The organism is Methylomicrobium lacus LW14 (genome assembly GCF_000527095.1).
Classification (GTDB): domain Bacteria; phylum Pseudomonadota; class Gammaproteobacteria; order Methylococcales; family Methylomonadaceae; genus Methylomicrobium; species Methylomicrobium lacus.
This window is the reverse complement of record NZ_AZUN01000001.1, coordinates 3,175,745-3,192,917: the sequence shown is the minus strand read 5'-3', so window position 1 is coordinate 3,192,917 and position 17,173 is coordinate 3,175,745. Positions and strand designations below refer to the sequence as shown.

The window sequence follows — 17,173 nt, the reverse complement described above, 5'->3', positions numbered from 1 at the left end:
CTTAACAAAAAATCGTCTGGTGTTTAGAATGTAAAGATTTATGAAGCCAGCCCAGGAAGGAAATGCGAGTTGTCCGTGTTGAACTGACCGACACCGATCGGGAGTTGCTCGAAATCATCGTCAAAAAAGGCAGCGACTGGCGCGAACGAGAACGTGCCCAAGCGATTTTACTGCTCGCCGAAGGTCATACCACTTTCGAAGTGGCGGAAAAGCAAGGGGTGTTGCCGGAGACGATCCGGGAACGGCGGCGCAAATGGTTCAAAGCCGGTTTTGCCAGCCTCCCCGATCAAGCGCGAAGCGGAGCGCCGAGCAAGTTGAGTGATGAACACCGGGCCCGGTTAAAGGCGTGGGTCGAGGCCGAACCGTTAACCTGCCGGGTCTTGGTCGATCGCCTGGAAACCGAATGTGGCATTCGCCTCAGCACCAATACCTTGCGTAACGAGTTGAAACGCATGGGGTATGTCTGGAAACGGACGCGCTACAGTTTAAAAAAAAGCGCGACCCCGAGCGCTTCGCACAAGCCCAGCGCGACATAGCCGAGCTCATCGTCCAGGCGAAGGTCGGCGCGATCGAGCTGGCTTATATCGACGAAGCCGGGTTTGCGCCGCAACCGCCCAACCGATCCGCCTGGACGAAAAAGGGCGAAACCCATGCCGTCACGGCGAAACGGGGGCGACGACTGAATGTGATTGGGGCCATGCGGTCATCGGGAAAACTGGTGATGGCAAAACGATGGCAGAGCATCAATGGGGTGTGGTTCTTTGCCTTCTTGATGGCCATGCTGGATAAGGTCAGCAAGCCTTTGGTGGTGATCCTGGACAATGCGTCCATCCACACCGCCAAAAAACTGAAACCTTACTGGGACTTATTGGAAGAAAAAGACCAGACAGGCTTCGAACAGGCCTCCATTGCGCCGGATCACCGCGCCGTCGGATGGCTGGCGATGTTGCCTTCTCTATCCAGATGAAACTAAAAAATACATAGCCGATACAATAAAAAGGCAGCTCAGTGAAGCAACCTTTTTACTTTTAAATAGACTCAATTTGCGCCGACACATATCATGAGCAGTTTTTTGTTTCCACTGTTCAGGATAAATAATAGATGGCGCTACACGATGTCGTTACTAGACTGCGTAAGCAGAAAATGGAAAGAGAAGGCGCGGCAGTTCCGATCGAGCTTCAAGGGGTTTCGAAGGACAAAATCAGACAAGTGCTGGCGCGCCTCGATCTCGGTAGCAATGTCGATCTTGTTGACGGCGTCTTCGCTTTACTCGATGACCAGACAGCCAGTTGGTTTTCGAAAGCACCGGCAGGAACAAAATTTTGTCATGGCGCAACCACTGCTCACCTCGCCTGCCATATCGGAATCCTTCAGCGTGGTAACGGAAAGCTAGACCGTGAGGGCCGGGACTATTGGATCAAGCCCCTTCGTGAGCTGGGTGGAATTGAACCAATTCTTCTGCACAATGGCGTATTTATACACGGCCACGTTGTAGCGAAGTCGCCCAATTCATCCTACCGTCTTGCCGAAGACTTCAAAGCTATTCTTCAAGCCTCTGACGATCAGTGGCCCAACATGCTCGCGGATTGGGCAAGTTATGATGCAGCGAGAAAGCGCAGAGAGTTTCAGGCCGAAATGGCGAAGGCTTCACGTCAGTTGGTCGATACCGGCCATAGCGGCTTGATCCACGCGAGCATTGAACATTATGCGGCCCGATTCCTGCCCGGCTATGAGGTGATCTATGTTGATGACGGAGATGGGGATCGGATTACTTACGAGGACCGGGGGAAGCTGGCACGGGCAGGCATTGAACTACGACTTGGGGACGCAATGCCTGACGTTCTCCTATGGAATAAGGAATCGGACCGGATTTGGGTCATCGAGGCAGTAACCAGCGACGGCGAAGTGGATATTCACAAGGTCAATCAGCTTGCCACCCTGGCAAAACGATGTGGAAAGGCGGGTTTAGACTTCACCACAACCTACCGGACGTGGAAGGAAACCGCAGCGCGGCAAGGTGCCCACAGAAACGTCGCGGTAGGAAGTTACATTTGGATTCAAGAAGACCCATCTAAGCATTTCCGAGTCGAGTCTTTCGAGTAGCAACTAAAGCAACTCCCCAACAACTTGATCAATTCGTTCTTGTGTCGGCAGGACGTCGCCAAAGTGGCGACCTGTCGACACAAGCTGCTGCGTTGTTGGGTAGTGAAGGTTGCGGAGGTCGGTTGCATTGACCTGTGTGTGACCGCTGAACTGGCGGAAATACAGGTCAACCGCCGTCGAGTTCAGGAATAGCGCGAGTCCGCGCGCCAGGTCGCCCGGAAGGCCCGCGCCGCGTATGTGGAAGTAGTTAAGGTGGTTTTCGAAACCCACCAATTCCGCGTCTATTCTCTCCGGGTCATAGATAACTGCTACAAGGCGGCGTTTCTCCTCCTTCGAGGTAAAACGCTTGGTCAGAACATAGGTGCCGCGCGGAACCATGAGTGCCGCCGTCTCATCAATCGAAACAAGAGCATTTGGCTTCTTCGCGCCGAGCTTAGGCCACGATACAAAGCCGCCATTGAAGTGGTTCGGATAGATCAATGGAACAGTGCCCAGCTCCGGGTTTTTGCGCAGATAGTCTTGCGCGCGAAAGTCCACTACACGCCCGGTCGATACCGTCACACCCAGGTCATGAAGGGTACAGGGCAAAGCCTGAACCCGCTGGGCAAGGTCACTATCTTCGTCCGAAACAGCCAAGCGAATAAACTTGTGTGGATCATTAGGCAAAACAACTTCTGCAAATGAAACATCCCGAGTGAGGGCATCGAGGCCTTGTGGACTGTTACTTGATGAGATACGCACCGTCGCCGGCTGCGGCTGTGACTTAACGAGTTGATAAATGATGTTTTCTTGTAGGACATCGTCCTCCTTAAACGCTTGTTTGCGCGATTCATAGACATGAATCTTATGAAGGGCGGAGTGCTCAAGTATGAAGCGACGGAAAGGCTCGAAGTACGACCCGTTGCAAAAACTGCGCGGAGTGATTGCTATAAGCTGCCCTCCTTGCTTGAGTTGATCGAGCGCCACAGCCACGAAAGCAGCGTACAAGTTCGTCGTCTCGACGCCCAAACTGCTGAGTGCTTTCCTCGTCTTTGAGTTACTGTTTATCTTTGCGTATGGAGGATTGAGAATGGCACAATCATATTGCTGGGGATCGAAAAGCTTGGACAGGAGCGGCCCGGCAGATTGTAAGGTGTGTAATATGTAGTCTTCCGTAACAATCTGATAGGTGAAGGCGATCCCCGCAGCCAGGCATTCGTCGGCACATACTGCTAACGTCTCGGCAAGATGTTGCCCAAGTATCGAGTCTATCTCGAAGTTTGTCACGTCGATGGAGCGCGGGCGGTTTTTACGTTTGCAAACCTCGCGTACAAAAGCCGCTGTCAATGACCCAACACCGGCTCCGGCGTCAAGAAGGCGTATGTTTTTGGGAAGTTGATCGAACATGCCTGCCATAAACGTAGCAACAGGAGCGGGAGTCATAAACTGCCCCAGCTTTTTCCGTTGTTTAGGGTCAAGTGTCGGGGATACTTCACGCCGAAGCGTATCGGCGTAATCAAGAGCCGGGACGACCTGAACCTCAACCTCCAGTAATTCCATCAAATTATTCACCATTTCGTTATTACCAAAGGAGATTGAACATTAATTTCATGTTGTTAATTATCCCTTTCTGAACGGCTTGCGGCCACCAAAACTTACAGAAAGAAGCTTAGCCCTGTCGGGCATGCTTTTTTATGCCCGACAGGGCTGCAAAGTTTACCTGATACATTAATTGAGGCCACCCCGCCCACCGGAACTTGCCGGCCGAATTAAAGATTTATAAATTTCCTCGGCCTCCTTCAAAATAGCTACAGCGCCGGAAGCATCACCATCGCGGGCCAGACGGCGGGCATTGGCGATGGCCTTTGAACCGCGTTGCGCCTTGACTTCAAATGAGCCGCCAAAAATACCTTTTGAAGACTGCGAAGCCGACTTCATATGTTCTTGAGCCGTATCCTGCTCATTCGCAACCAGTGCTTTTCGGGCCCCTTCAAGATGGGCAATGGTCGCGTTGATCCTTTGGGCCATAACGCCTTCGTCGACTCCGGCTTCGCTGATATTTCCAGCGGATAGCGATAAAACCAGAAAACCGGAAACCAACCATGCTTTGATAGTATTCATTATTTTACCCTCCTGCGACGAGTTAATTTACCCCCCTCGAAAAGCAACTTGCGCCTCCCAAGAGTTAACTCCAGCGAATAATGTTTGAGGACATAACAGAAATTAATACGGACGAAACCCCTCGGTTTTTTAAATCTATTCGTTTGACCTAAACATACCGAATTGATTCGATGCACGAGCACATCATAACCCTGTAGATCGGTCATGCTTTTATGCCCGACATTTCCAGTCCAAAATCGAGGGAACTATCGGTTTCTCGACTATCGCAAAACAATAGATAGCATTACCATAGGCAGATAGAGCCTCAACACAGGTTAAAAATTGTATGAATACGGCCCCGTTAACAATTCGCGTGGAATGTGATACCGACTACCAGGGCGAGCAAACACCTCGGCGCTTTTTTATGGCCGATAAAGCGGTTGAAATTGAAGAAGTGATCGACCGCTAGTTAGCGCCCGAATACCGGTATTTTAAAGTGCGTGCAGGCGATAACGATATCTACATCCTGCGGCACAATCTATTAGCGCAGCGATGGGAGCTGACGATGTTCCGAAGCGGGAAGTATGATGACAGCCGATCGTCGTCAAGTTGAAGGTAAGCACAAAATGATGTCCTCATTCCCGCAATGTCGTCAAGACGCGCCAGCGTCGCGAGACAGGACACTGGCGCGTCCGCCCTGGGCTCCCACATGGCATATGGGAGCCAGAAAAAAAAGATGCAATGCCGTTGAGGACAGCAGCTAACTCCGGAATGAATTTAGCCGCGGTCCATGCAGGCTATTTCGGTCCATGCAGGCTATTTATCGAAATGATTGACGATGGCGCGGCCGCCCGAGAGAACCAGATCGGATAACCGCCTTTAATTCGAGCCTTGGCGAGAGGCAATACGAAAGCGCTAAACCCGTGACGCAGCTGCGCCTTGCGCTCAATCAAGCCTGGCTCGAAAGATACTTTGGCGAGAACAAGTCCGAGCGGCTGTTCAGCAAAGGCGGCGTTCGGATCGCAAGCCATCGGCCTACCGCGCCGTAAGACCTCATCGCCGCGAAGCATTGATACGGCAAGCCGCCTCGATGAGGCGGAGCGAAAGCGGGGGGTTTAAGGCCTAAACTTCCCGCGATTTCGCAAAGCCGCATCGAGGCGATGCTATGTCATTTATTAGATCAATTGGAGTGAGCTCTGAAATTGTACCCTTGCCCAGGATACAGTCTAGGTTCCTGCATCCATACTCCAATCGAGATTTCATCCACTGCTAGGCATCAATTCTTGCTCCGCCTCAAGCCAATCTTCCAGTTCATGGCCCGGCTCGAACCCCCTACTTTCTGCCTTGTAATAGGCCAGTTCGGCAATCCTGGCCATATCATCCGGCTGATCGAGCGCCGTGCCGGCTTCATCGGAAGCCAAAATTTCGGTGTTTTGATGGATATTGATTTCGGTAGGTTTCATGGTGGTCTCCTCTAAAGTCTGTTCGCCAAAACTCAAGACAAATGCCGCACGGCTAATCAATCGATCGAGGGATGGGCATGCTTAACGCATCAAGCAACCCTTGCCATCCGCTTCGGAAGGCCGCGGCAAAATAATCAACTGCGAGTCATTTCTTGCTGTTGAATCATCCTTTCTATGACTTCTCCTGGCTTCCTGCTTTGTTTTTATACTGTCCATAACCACTTTTAGTATTCTTACCGGCACTTTAAGTTCAAAAGCGCGCCGGGGGATGAACCCGGCAGGCCGCGGATTGTCCTTATCTATGAACAGCACGCCGAGGGACGGTCATTGACTTCGCAAAAAGTCCGAGTATATGGATATTTCCTGCCTCCATTTGCATGAATGCTCGATCTGACGAGGGCAACATAATGACTAATGACATTCAAGAATACCGCGGAAAAAAGGTTGTCATCCGTTCCGATGCAGCCAAATGCATCCATTCGCGCCATTGCGTGCTGGGCAACCCGAAGGTTTTTATCGCGAAAGCACCGGGCGCATGGATACAACCGGATGCAGCGTCCCCGGAAGAGATCGCGGCGCTGTTGCACACGTGCCCGTCCGGGGCCCTGACCTACGAACGCCTGGACGGCGGCGAACAGGAGGCGGCCCCCCTGGTCAATACCGTGCACTTGAGGGAAAACGGCCCGCTGGCGTTTCACGCCGATATGGAGATTCTGGGACACGGCCCTTGTTATCGCGCCACCTTGTGCCGATGCGGCGCCTCTCATAACAAACCGTTTTGCGACAGCAGCCATATCGCGATGAATTTCGTTGCGACCGGAGAGCCGCCGACCGTTGACTCGGATGCACTGCTCGATCGCGCCGGAAGGCTGACCATTACCCCGAACCCCAACGGCCCCTTGCAAATCGAAGGCAATCTCGAAGTGTGTTCGGGAACCGGCAGGACCCTGATCCGAACGCAGAAAACCTGGCTCTGCCGTTGCGGCTCGTCGCAAAATAAACCCTATTGCGACGGAACGCATCGTAAGATCGGATTTACCACCTGAAATGTGGGCTTGATTCCGGTTAGCTTCCGAAGCCAAGGCATCGACGGCTGATGCTTCAATCCTAGTTCATAGCAACATGAGTGAAATTAGCGCGCAGCAATTGCAGACTCACGTCGAGGCACTGGCCGGCGTGATCGGCGAGCATAATGTGTTTCATCCCGAGGCGCTCGCGGCTGCGGCCGCCTATATCAGCGAACAATGGCGGCGGCAGGGTTATCGCGTCGGTAAGCAAGGCTACCGGGTCGAAGGGATGGAGTGCAACAATCTGGAAGTGACCTGTCACGGAACCCAGCGCGGCGATCAAGTGATTCTGATCGGCGCGCATTATGATTCGGTCTGCGGCAGTCCCGGAGCGAACGACAACGGCAGCGGCGTCGCCGCGTTATTGGAACTCTCGCGCCGGTTCAAGGAGGCGCCGCCGGCGGTCAGCCTGCGTTTCGTCGCCTTCGTGAATGAAGAGCCGCCGTTCTTCTACTGGGGCAAGATGGGCAGCATGATTTACGCCGAGGCGGCCAAACGGCGCGGGGACCCTATCCGTTATATGGTTTCGCTCGAAACGATAGGCTATTATTCGAGCCAGCCCGGCAGCCAGCATTATCCGCCGTTCCTGAGCTATTTTTATCCGGACACCGGCAATTTCATCGCCTTCGCTTCGAATCTCGGCTCTCGCCGCGTGATGCGGCACTGCCTCGAAAACTTTGCCAAGGCTTGCGACTTCCCGGCGCAATCGATCGCCGCGCCGGCCGTGGTTCCGGGCATCTCCTGGAGCGATCATCTGGCGTTCTGGCGGCACGGCTTTGAAGCCTTCATGATTACCGATACGGCGCCTTATCGTTATCCTTATTACCACACGTCCGAAGATACGCCCGACAAACTCGATTATCTCTCCTTTGCCAGGGTCGCGAACGGGCTGTTTTCGATGTTAGCCGCCGAGCGGTAACGGGCATGTCGAAATGAGGTGATACGATAGACACAACTCCGAGTTACTGTCATTGACGCAGATTATCCCTCCCGAGCTTTACAACAGCCGTAAAGAAACAGCTTCGTCGCCTGCCGCGCCCAGCTTTCGATTTCGGCCTCGGTCGGCGTGGTTTCCAGGCCGAGTTGCAGTTTCTGGAAACGCTCGTTGCGCAGTCCGCTGAGGAACTGGTCGGCCAGAATGTGTGGATCGATCGGGGCGAAATGTCCCGCCTGCTGATGCCGGGCGAAAAATTGCGCCAGATGTTCGAGCGTGCGCTGCGGCCCTTGTTCGTAAAATTGCGTCGCGAGGTCCGGGAAACGCGGCGATTCGCCGATCAGGATCGCGCGCATGCGCACCACGTCCGGCCGGGTGATCCGGAACAGAAACTCCCTGGCGAAGGCGACGAGCGCGGCTTCGGGGGAAATTTCGAAGATCAGGGATTCGAAAAACTGGTCGCTGCAGCGCCGGACCAGCGCGCCGAATAAACCGGCTTTGCCGCCGAACTGGCTGTAGATCGTCCGCAACGAAACCCGCGCCTCCTTGGCGATGGCTTCCATGCTGAGATTGCCGTAGCCGTGTTCCAGAAAAAGCGTCAGCGCCGTATCCAGCACCCGATCGCGGCTTAAAAGCTCGCTGCCCTTGGCGGGACGTCCGCATTTAATCATAGTGTCGTATACTCAAAAAAATTTGACTTAGGCCAGGAATGATCATAACCTACAATAAATGGTAATGTATATTACCATTTTAAATTCTCACTTCACGGACAATAAAAGGATGACCCAGAACACCAGCAGGCCGGCCGTTATGCATCGCAAAAGTCCATCTACCGCATTATTCTCCGAGACAGTCGGGGGCCATGTTTTTCTGCCGATGCGGCGCGCGCTGCTGGCAGGACTCGCGGCGATCGCCCTGACCGGCACCTTAGGCTGCCAACAAGCCGAAGCGCCAACCGGCAAGCCGCCCGAAGGACCGCCGCCGAACATCAAAATCGCGCAGCCGTTAAGCCAGGATGTGACCGAATGGGATGAATACACCGGCCGTATCGAAGCAGTCGAGTCGGTCGAGATCCGCGCCAGGGTCAGCGGCTATCTGGACAAGGTCAACTTCAAAGACGGCGAGAAAGTCAAAAAAGGCGACCTGCTGTTCGTGATCGACCCCCGGCCCTTCAAGGCCCAACTGGCCTATGCAGCGGCGGAACTGGAGCGTTTCCGGTCCCGTAAGGAACTGGCGTCCAACGATATGGCGCGAGCCGAAAACCTGTTCAAGGTCAAGGCGATTTCGAAAGAAGAATTCGATGCCCGCCAGAAGGGACTGCGCGAGGCTGCGGCGGCGGTCGAATCCGCATCCGCCAATGTCGAAACCGCCCGGCTGAATCTTGAATTTACCCAGGTGCGCGCGCCGATCAACGGCCGCATCGGCCGGGAATCGATCACCGAAGGCAACCTGGTCAAGAACGACGACACGCTGTTGACGACGATCGTGTCCATCGACCCGGTCTACGTCTATGTCGATGCGGACGAACGCGCGGTCTTGAAGTACCGCCGGCAAATGCGGCAAAACGGCGGGCGCGAGGCCGGCATCGCGGGCACGCCGGTGGAACTGGCGCTGACCGATGAAACCGCTTTTCCGCATCGGGGCATTCTCGATTACATCGCGCCCCGCGAGGATACCGCGACCGGCACGGTCACGCTGCGCGGTGTTTTCGCCAACACCGACGAATTGCTGAGCCCCGGCTTTTTCGCCCGCCTGAGGGTGCGCGCCGGCGAGCCTTATCCCGCCTTGCTGCTGCCCGACCGGGCGATCGGCACCGACCAGGCCCAGCGTTTCGTCTGGGTAACGAACCCGAACAATGAAGTGGAATACCGCAAGGTCGAACTCGGCGCGCATATCGGCCAGTCGCGCGTGATCAGCAAAGGTCTGAAAGCCGAGGACTGGATCGTGGTCGAAGGCCTGCAAAAGCTCAGGCCCGGCATCAAGGTCAACCCCGAGCGAATTTCGCTCGCCGAGCCGTCAAAAGGACACTAGACCATGGACCGCTTTACGCATTTTTTTATCGACCGGCCGATCTTCGCTTCGGTGCTGTCCATTCTGATCCTCCTGGTCGGCGGGCTGGCGCTGATCGCTCTGCCCATCGCCCAATACCCGGAGATCGCGCCGCCCACCGTGGTGATCAGCGCGACGTACCCGGGCGCCAACGCCCAGGTTGTCGCCGAAACGGTGGCAACGCCGATCGAGCAGGAAGTCAACGGCGTCGAAGACATGCTCTACCTGTCTTCCCAGTCCACCAATAGCGGCAACATGGCGCTGACGGTGACCTTCAAGCCGGGCACGAACCTCGACAAAGCCCAGGTGCTGGTGCAAAACCGGGTCGCGCTCGCAGAACCCAGGCTGCCCGAGGAAGTACGGCGGCAGGGCGTCAGCGTCAAGAAACGCAGCCCGGACCTGAGCCTGGTCGTCAACCTGATCTCCCCGGACAAGCGCTATGACAGCGTTTATCTGAGTAATTACGCGCTGTTGCAGATCAAGGATATTTTGGCACGTCTGCCTGGCGTCGGCGAAATTCTGGTGTTCGGCGCCCGCGACTACAGCATGCGCCTGTGGCTGAATCCCGAGCAGGTCGCCGCGCGCAACCTGACCGCGAGCGACGTGGTCAACGCGATCCGCGAACAGAACATTCAGGTGGCGGCCGGGGTGATCGGCCAGCAACCGTCGAAGGAAAACACCGATTTTCAATACACGGTTAGCACGCTAGGAAGGCTGATGGAGGCCGAACAGTTCGCCGATATCGTGATTAAAAAAGGCGCGGACGGCCAGGTGACCCGGCTGAAGGACGTGGCCCGCATCGAGCTGGGCGCCAAGGATTACAACTCGGGCCTGTTCCTGGACGGCGAGCCGACCGTCGGCCTCGCGATCTTCCAACTGCCGGGCTCGAACGCGCTGGACACCAAGAAGGCGGTCGTCGAGGCGATGGAAAAGCTGAAGACCCGCTTCCCCGAGGGTCTGGAATACAACATGGTCTATGACACGGTCGTGTTCGTGCAGCAATCGATCGACGCAGTCGTCAAAACGCTGTTCGAAGCCCTCTTGCTGGTCGTGATCGTGATCGTGGTGTTCCTGCAGAACTGGCGCCCGGCGATCATTCCGCTGCTGGCGGTGCCGGTGTCCCTGATCGGCACCTTCGGGGTGATGGCCGCGCTGGGCCTGTCCTTGAACACCTTGTCGTTGTTCGGCCTGGTGCTGGCGATTGGGATTGTGGTGGACGACGCGATCGTGGTCGTCGAAAACGTCGAGCGCCATATCGCGCTCGGCCTGAAAGCCAGGGAAGCGGCGCGCAAGGCAATGTCGGAAGTGGTCGGCCCGATCATCGCGACCGCGCTGGTGCTGGTCGCGGTATTCGTGCCGACCGCCTTCATCACCGGCGTCTCGGGCGCTTTCTACAAACAGTTCGCGCTGACGATCGCGGTGTCGACGGTGATCTCGGCATTCAATTCGCTGACGCTGAGCCCGGCCTTGTGCACCTTGTTGCTGGACAGGGCGCACGGCGACAAGGACAGGCTGACGCGCCTGATCGACCGCTTGTTCGGCTGGTTCTTCAACGGCTTCAACCGGTTTTTCGACCGCTTCAGCGCCGGCTACGCGCGCCTGGTCGGCCGGTTGATCCGGATGACCGCCGTCGTGCTGGTGCTCTACCTGGGGCTCAACGGGTTGAACTTTCTGGCCTTCGAAAAGGTTCCAACCGGCTTCATTCCACAGCAGGACCAAGGCTATCTGATCCTGTATGCGCAGCTACCCGACGCCGCCTCGCTGGCCCGCACCCAGGCCGTGGTGCAGCAGGCGACGCGCATCGTGCTGGATACCGAAGGGGTCAAGCACTTGAATGCCTACGCCGGCTTCTCGATCCTGAGCGGTTCCAGCCAGTCCAACGTCGCGACCATGTTCGCGCGGCTCGATGATTTCGATAGTCGCGCAGGCCGGCCCGAACTGCACGCCGATGCGGTCGTCAAAAAGCTGCAGCAGCGCCTCGCCACGGTCCAGGATGCGTATATCGCGGTGTTTGCGCCGCCGCCGATCCGGGGCATGAGCGCGGTCGGAGGCTTCAAGCTGCAAATCCAGGACCGCACCAATGCCGGCATTGACGCGCTACAACAAGTCACCTCCGAGATGATCGCCAAGGGCAGTCAGCAACCGGGCCTGGTCGGCTTGTTCACGACCTTCCGCTCCGGCGTGCCGCAATTATTCCTGGATGTCGACCGCACGCGCGTCAAGTCGATGGACGTACCGTTGAAGGATGTGTTCGACACCCTGCAGATCTACCTGGGCTCGCTCTATGTGAACGACTTCAACGCCTTCGGCCGCACCTATCAGGTCGTCGCCCAGGCCGATTCGGAATTCCGGATGCAGCCGTCGGACATCAGCGAACTGAAGACCCGGAACGCGAAGGGCGGCATGGTGCCGCTCGGCTCGCTGGTCGATGTAAAGGCGATTACCGGGCCGGACAAGATCACGCGCTACAACATGTATCCTACGGCCGAAATCAACGGCAGCACCTTGCCCGGCATCAGCTCGGGCCAGGCGATCGAGATGATGGATAAGCTCTTGAACGCGGAACTGCCGCCCGGCTTCGGCTTCGAATGGACCGAACTGAGCCTGCAGCAGGTGCTGGCCGGCAATGTCGCGATGCTGGTGTTTCCGCTCAGCGTGATTTTCGTGTTCCTGGCGCTCGCGGCCCAGTATGAAAGCTGGTCGCTGCCGTTCGCGGTGATCCTGATCGTGCCGATGTGTATCCTGTCCTCAATGGCCGGCATCTGGCTACGCGGCATGGACAACAATATCTTTACCCAGGTCGGTTTCATCGTCTTGGTGGGTCTGGCCAGCAAAAACGCGATCTTGATCGTCGAGTTCGCCAAACGGCGCCAGGAAGAAGGCCTCGACCGCTTCGAAGCCGCGGTCGAGGCTTCCGGCATCCGGCTGCGACCGATCCTGATGACCTCGTTCGCCTTCATCATGGGCGTGTTTCCGCTGGTGGTCGCCGAAGGCGCCGGGGCCGAATCGCGTCGAATTCTGGGCACCGCGGTGTTCAGCGGCATGGCCGGGGTGACCTTGTTCGGCCTTTTGTTGACGCCGGTCTTCTATGTGACCGTGCAGGCGCTGGCGCAGCGCTGGTCATCGTCGAGGCTTAAAACCCGCCATGCGCTTACCGATCAACCTTCTTCCGGTTCAGACTCATGATTCAGCCTATCGCACCCGCGCGCGCCCCGATGCATTTGCATAGCCGCCTTTTCGCACTCGCTATCGCAGGCGCGACCGCACTGGGCGGCTGCGCCGTCGGCCCCGACTACCAGACGCCGGCGGCAACAACCCCACCCGCCTTCGCGAACGCAGATCATCGCGAATATTCCGGACAGGCGACGCAAAAAGACTGGTGGAAGCTGTTCAACGACAGCGAGCTGAACGCTCTGGTCGACCTGGCCCTGCGCCATAATTACGACCTGAAGAGCGCGCTGGCGAACCTGCGCGAAGCCAGGGCGCTGTATCTGGAAGCCGGCCTGAACCTGGCGCCGATTATCAGTTCGCACGCCAATTACACCGACCAGAAGCGTAGCGTCGGGGCTTTGAACAACCGGGCCTTCGTGCCGCGCGGCCTGAAGCTTTATAGCACCGGTTTCGATGCATTCTGGGAAGTCGATTTCTTCGGCCGCGTGCGCCGCGACATCGAAGCCAGCAGCGACGAGGTCGAGGCGCAGGAAGCCAGCCTGCAGGATCTTAGCGTCAGCGTGATCGCCGAGGTCGCCCGCAATTATTTCGAATTGCGCGGCCTGCAGAACCAGCTCGAAGTGGCCCGAAGAAACGCCGACAACCAGACGCGAACGCTGGACATTACCCGCGCCAAACTCGAAATCGGCCGCGGCACCGAACTGGATACGTCCAGGGCTTCGGCGCAACTGGATTCGACCCTGGCGAGCATTCCGCTGATTGAGACCGGGATCAAACGTGCGATACACCGGCTTGGCGTGCTGACCGGCCAAACGCCCGGCGCGCTCACCGCGAAACTGTCAGAGCCCGCGCCGATCCCGAAACTTCCGAAAGCCATCGCTATCGGCAACCCGGCCGAACTGCTGCGCCGCCGCCCCGACATTCGCATCGCCGAACGGACGCTGGCCGCCGCGACCGCCCGCATCGGCGTCGCCACCGCCGACCTGTTCCCGCGCGTGACTTTCGTCGGCACCCTGTCTCTCGAAGCGAGCACGCTTTCGGGCCTCGGCGCGGCCGGAGCCGATGCCTATTCGGCCGGTCCTCGCATCAGCTGGGCGGCGCTCGATCTGGGACGGGTCTATGCCCGCATCAAGGCCGCCGACGCCCAAGCCGAGGCCAATTTGGCGGAATACGAACAGACCGTGCTGAATGCGCTGGAGGAAACCGAAAACGCCCTGGTCGCCTATAACCAGGAACGCAGCCGGCGAGTGCTGCTGGCCTCGGCCGCCGAGGCCAGCGAAAAGGCGCATCACTTAGCCCATTTGCGCTTCACTGAGGGAATAACCGATTTTCTGACCGTGCTGGATACCGAATTACGCTTGCTTCAGGATCAGCGCCAGTTGGCGCAAAGTGAAACCGCGGTGGCAACCTCGTTGATCGCGGTCTACAAGGCCCTGGGCGGCGGCTGGGAAACTCTCGCGACAGCAAAATGATGCCCGACGCTAACCCCGGATCGAATCATCCGGCAGCCGGTAGGCCGGCATTTCGATGGCGGCCACGTCCGTGCCGATCATCACGCAGGTACCTTGATAACGATCTTCCCCGGTTGCCGAGAATTCGAAGGTAAAGCGCCGCTGCAGGCGCATTTTCCCGGCTTTATCGCGCGCCAGGGCGCAGCGGCTCAGGGCGATGTAGTCATCCAGCATTTGCACCTCGCAAAGCTGACACTGCCGCCGCGTCGCCGCGAAAGCGATTTCCTTGACCTGTTGCGCGTGGCGCCAGTACAGATACGAGGTGATCAAAATGACAATGGAAACGATATCGGCTGGCATGGGTTCGGATATGCGGGATTAGTGTTTGTCAGCAAAGCGCTAATTGTACTAAGATTGGCCGAAATGTTGACCAGTTAGGGGGGAAATATGAAACTTCCGATCACCGGCGGCTGCTTGTGCGGCGCGGTCAGGTATCAAATCAACGCCCGCCCGGTGCGGATGGCCAATTGCCATTGCCGGACTTGCCAGATGTCGAGCGGCTCGGCCTCTATGGCGCTGATGTTTGTGCCGGACTCGGCGTTGCAGGTCACCGGCAGTTATCGCGAATTCCCGACCCTGGCGGCGAGCGGCAATACGGTTTACCGGGCTTTCTGCACACAATGCGGAGGCCCCTTGTTCGGGCGCAACAGCGTCTTTACCCAGCTCCGCCCGGTCGTGGCGATGACGCTCGACGACCCCGCCATTTACCGCCCCGAACTGGACATGTGGGTCGCCGACGCACAGCCCTGGGATGCGATGAATCCTGATTTACCCAAATACCCCGGCAACTTCTGGTAAGCCAGAGAAAAGGATACTTATGCACTCACCCCTCAGTACCGTCGAAATCCAACCCAAGGCAGAGCACCGCTACTCTATCATCTGGCTGCACGGTCTCGGCGCCGACGGCCATGACTTCGAATCGATCGTGCCCGAGCTTAGGCTACAGGCCGAGGCGCACATTCATTTCATTTTTCCCGAAGCGCCTTATCGCCCGGTCACGATCAACGGCGGCATGACCATGCGCGCCTGGTTCGATATTCTCGAACTCTCCCGCGATTTAAAGGCGGATGTTGCCGGCATTTATGATTCCAGCCAAGCCATCGAACAGCTGATCGAGGCTGAAATCGCCAAGGGCATCCCCCCGGAACATATCCTGTTGGCCGGTTTTTCGCAGGGCGGCTCGATCGCTCTGCATGCCGGCCTCTGCCATTCACGAAAATTGGCCGGCATCGTGGCGCTGTCGACCTTTCTGCCGACCCTCGGACAAATGGATACCGCTCGCTCCGCCGCCAATCAGGATGTGCCGGTCTTGATCGCGCACGGCATCCTCGATTCGGTCGTTGCGGTCGAACTGGGCAAGAAAACCAGCGATCAACTGCTGGCCTGGGGCTATCCGGTCGAATGGTGCGACTTCATGATGGACCATTCGGTATGCATCGAAGAAATCGAACGCATTGCCCGCTTTATCAATGCCATCTTCCGGTAAACGCCAGGGATATCAGGGTAAGTCTGAATGAAAACCTGATGTTGTGCATTGTCCACGAAAAACACGAAAGGCACGAAAAATTTCATAGCGCAATGGGTTCAAACTTGGCCTTTACGCACCGCAAACAAGGCGCCTTGTGTTTTTAAGTACTCCGTTATAAATTTCGTGCCGTCGTCAATAGACGAATCCCCTTGATTTTTGGTATAGTAACAGGATTTTGGGGTAGTTCGACAACCCCTCAATACAGTTGGTTTTTCATACTCATCACTCTGGAGAGACTCAATGGCAATTAAAGTTGCAATCAATGGTTATGGCCGGATCGGCCGCAATGTGATCCGCGCGCTCTATGAATCAGGCCGCACCAATGAAATTCAAGTCGTCGCGATCAACGACCTGGGCGACAGCAACACCAATGCCCATTTGACCAAATACGACTCGGTTCACGGCAAATTTCCTTTCGAAGTCAGCGTTGACGGCGACTACATCGTGATCAACGGCGACAGAATCCGAGTCTTCTCCGAACGCGATCCATCCAAGCTGCCTTGGGGCGAACTGGGCATCGACGTCGTGCACGAATGCACCGGCTTGTTCACCAGCAAGGCGAAAGCTTCCGCGCACATCACTGCGGGCGCGAAAAAAGTCATCATCTCCGCTCCAGGCGGCAACGATGTCGATGCGACGATCGTTTTCGGCGTCAACCACAAGACCCTGAAAGCGTCCGACACCGTCATTTCGAATGCATCCTGCACCACCAACTGCTTGGCGCCTTTGGTCAAGCCTCTGCATGACGCGATCGGTATCGAGCACGGCTTGATGACCACGATTCACTCTTACACCAACGACCAGGTTCTGACCGACGTTTACCACAGCGACCTGCGCCGCGCGCGTTCCGCGACCCAATCGATGATCCCGACCAAAACCGGCGCGGCTGCCGCGGTCGGCTTGGTATTGCCGGAACTGAAAGGCAAGCTGGACGGTTTCGCGATGCGCGTTCCGACCATCAACGTCTCGGTCGTCGACCTGGTGTTCAAAGCGAAGAGAGCGACCAGCAAGGAAGAAATCACCGCGGTTTTGACCGCCGCCTCCGAAGGCCCGTTGAAAGGCATTCTGGTGATCAACGACCTGCCGCTGGTTTCGACCGACTTCAACCACAATCCGGCTTCTTCGATCTTCGAAGCCCCTTCGACTTATGTGGTAGACGGCGACTTCGTGAAGGTGTTGTCCTGGTATGACAACGAATGGGGTTTCTCGAACCGGATGCTGGATACCACCGTTGCCTTAGTCAACGCTCAATAAGTCATTATTCATCG

The 17,173-nt window shown here is 56.8% G+C and carries 18 protein-coding genes; 12 read left to right on the top strand and 6 right to left on the bottom strand.

All coding sequences use genetic code 11. The features are described 5' to 3' along the window. The first annotated feature begins 62 nt into the window (after nt 1-62). From METLA_RS0114775 to METLA_RS0114765, 3 genes are all read left to right on the top strand, one after another. Entirely contained in the window at nt 63-536 is a 474-nt protein-coding gene (locus METLA_RS0114775; RefSeq protein WP_024299283.1) for a helix-turn-helix domain-containing protein, read from the top strand. Further along, a complete protein-coding gene (locus METLA_RS22675; RefSeq protein WP_152539451.1) occupies nt 464-967 on the top strand; it encodes a transposase in 504 nt (167 codons plus the stop codon). Before METLA_RS0114775 ends, METLA_RS22675 begins: the two co-directional genes overlap by 73 nt. A gap of 134 nt (nt 968-1,101) precedes the next feature. Further along, nucleotides 1,102-2,103 (top strand): BsuBI/PstI family type II restriction endonuclease, encoded by a 1,002-nt coding sequence (locus tag METLA_RS0114765; RefSeq protein WP_024299281.1) that lies wholly within the window; start codon nt 1,102-1,104, stop codon nt 2,101-2,103. Nucleotides 2,104-2,106: 3 nt separating this feature from the next. On the opposite strand, the gene METLA_RS0114760 is transcribed toward METLA_RS0114765, so the two are convergent. Beyond that, nucleotides 2,107-3,657: an Eco57I restriction-modification methylase domain-containing protein gene (locus METLA_RS0114760; protein ID WP_024299280.1), complete on the bottom strand. Its 1,551-nt coding sequence runs from the start codon at nt 3,655-3,657 to the stop codon at nt 2,107-2,109. Between the two features lie 153 nt (nt 3,658-3,810). Continuing rightward, a complete protein-coding gene (locus tag METLA_RS0114755) occupies nt 3,811-4,203 on the bottom strand; it encodes a hypothetical protein (RefSeq protein ID WP_024299279.1) in 393 nt (130 codons plus the stop codon). A gap of 325 nt (nt 4,204-4,528) precedes the next feature. Here METLA_RS0114755 and METLA_RS23770 point away from each other — a divergent pair, with 325 nt between their 5' ends. Next, entirely contained in the window at nt 4,529-4,651 is a 123-nt protein-coding gene (locus METLA_RS23770) for a hypothetical protein (protein ID WP_281171956.1), read from the top strand. Nucleotides 4,652-4,979: 328 nt separating this feature from the next. On the opposite strand, the gene METLA_RS22670 is transcribed toward METLA_RS23770, so the two are convergent. Then, on the bottom strand, nt 4,980-5,213 hold the full coding sequence (locus tag METLA_RS22670) for a hypothetical protein (protein ID WP_152539450.1): 234 nt from the start codon (nt 5,211-5,213) through the stop codon (nt 4,980-4,982). A gap of 228 nt (nt 5,214-5,441) precedes the next feature. After that, complete coding sequence (locus METLA_RS22665) at nt 5,442-5,645, bottom strand: DUF2934 domain-containing protein (protein WP_024299278.1); 204 nt, start codon at nt 5,643-5,645, stop codon at nt 5,442-5,444. A 407-nt stretch (nt 5,646-6,052) separates the two neighbouring features. On the opposite strand from METLA_RS22665, the gene METLA_RS0114735 reads away from it, so the two are divergent. Then, the gene (locus tag METLA_RS0114735; protein ID WP_024299277.1) at nt 6,053-6,691 is read left to right on the top strand and encodes a CDGSH iron-sulfur domain-containing protein; all 639 of its coding nucleotides are present in this window, start codon (nt 6,053-6,055) and stop codon (nt 6,689-6,691) included. Between the two features lie 76 nt (nt 6,692-6,767). Next, nucleotides 6,768-7,631, top strand: a complete 864-nt coding sequence (locus METLA_RS0114730) for a M28 family peptidase (protein WP_024299276.1) — start codon at nt 6,768-6,770, stop codon at nt 7,629-7,631. Between the two features lie 62 nt (nt 7,632-7,693). On the opposite strand, the gene METLA_RS0114725 is transcribed toward METLA_RS0114730, so the two are convergent. Continuing rightward, on the bottom strand, nt 7,694-8,317 hold the full coding sequence (locus METLA_RS0114725) for a TetR/AcrR family transcriptional regulator (RefSeq protein WP_024299275.1): 624 nt from the start codon (nt 8,315-8,317) through the stop codon (nt 7,694-7,696). 139 nt (nt 8,318-8,456) lie between these two features. Here METLA_RS0114725 and METLA_RS0114720 point away from each other — a divergent pair, with 139 nt between their 5' ends. Genes METLA_RS0114720 through METLA_RS0114710 form a run of 3 tightly spaced genes read left to right on the top strand, consistent with a single transcriptional unit; the run spans nt 8,457 to nt 14,338 of the window. Beyond that, nucleotides 8,457-9,677, top strand: a complete 1,221-nt coding sequence (locus METLA_RS0114720; protein ID WP_152539449.1) for an efflux RND transporter periplasmic adaptor subunit — start codon at nt 8,457-8,459, stop codon at nt 9,675-9,677. A gap of 3 nt (nt 9,678-9,680) precedes the next feature. Then, the gene (locus tag METLA_RS0114715) at nt 9,681-12,881 is read left to right on the top strand and encodes an efflux RND transporter permease subunit (RefSeq protein WP_024299273.1); all 3,201 of its coding nucleotides are present in this window, start codon (nt 9,681-9,683) and stop codon (nt 12,879-12,881) included. 29 nt (nt 12,882-12,910) lie between these two features. Next, nucleotides 12,911-14,338: an efflux transporter outer membrane subunit gene (locus METLA_RS0114710; RefSeq protein ID WP_036282437.1), complete on the top strand. Its 1,428-nt coding sequence runs from the start codon at nt 12,911-12,913 to the stop codon at nt 14,336-14,338. 9 nt (nt 14,339-14,347) lie between these two features. Here the strand turns inward: METLA_RS0114710 and METLA_RS0114705 are convergent, their stop codons facing one another. Next, nucleotides 14,348-14,677 (bottom strand): DUF3301 domain-containing protein, encoded by a 330-nt coding sequence (locus tag METLA_RS0114705; RefSeq protein ID WP_024299271.1) that lies wholly within the window; start codon nt 14,675-14,677, stop codon nt 14,348-14,350. Nucleotides 14,678-14,764: 87 nt separating this feature from the next. Here METLA_RS0114705 and METLA_RS0114700 point away from each other — a divergent pair, with 87 nt between their 5' ends. The 3 genes from METLA_RS0114700 (at nt 14,765) to gap (ending at nt 17,159) form a co-directional block, all read left to right on the top strand. Continuing rightward, nucleotides 14,765-15,175, top strand: a complete 411-nt coding sequence (locus METLA_RS0114700; RefSeq protein WP_024299270.1) for a GFA family protein — start codon at nt 14,765-14,767, stop codon at nt 15,173-15,175. 19 nt (nt 15,176-15,194) lie between these two features. Beyond that, entirely contained in the window at nt 15,195-15,863 is a 669-nt protein-coding gene (locus METLA_RS0114695) for an alpha/beta hydrolase (RefSeq protein ID WP_024299269.1), read from the top strand. A gap of 282 nt (nt 15,864-16,145) precedes the next feature. Then, nucleotides 16,146-17,159 (top strand): type I glyceraldehyde-3-phosphate dehydrogenase, encoded by a 1,014-nt coding sequence (gene gap, locus METLA_RS0114690; RefSeq protein ID WP_024299268.1) that lies wholly within the window; start codon nt 16,146-16,148, stop codon nt 17,157-17,159. Nucleotides 17,160-17,173 lie beyond the last annotated feature (14 nt).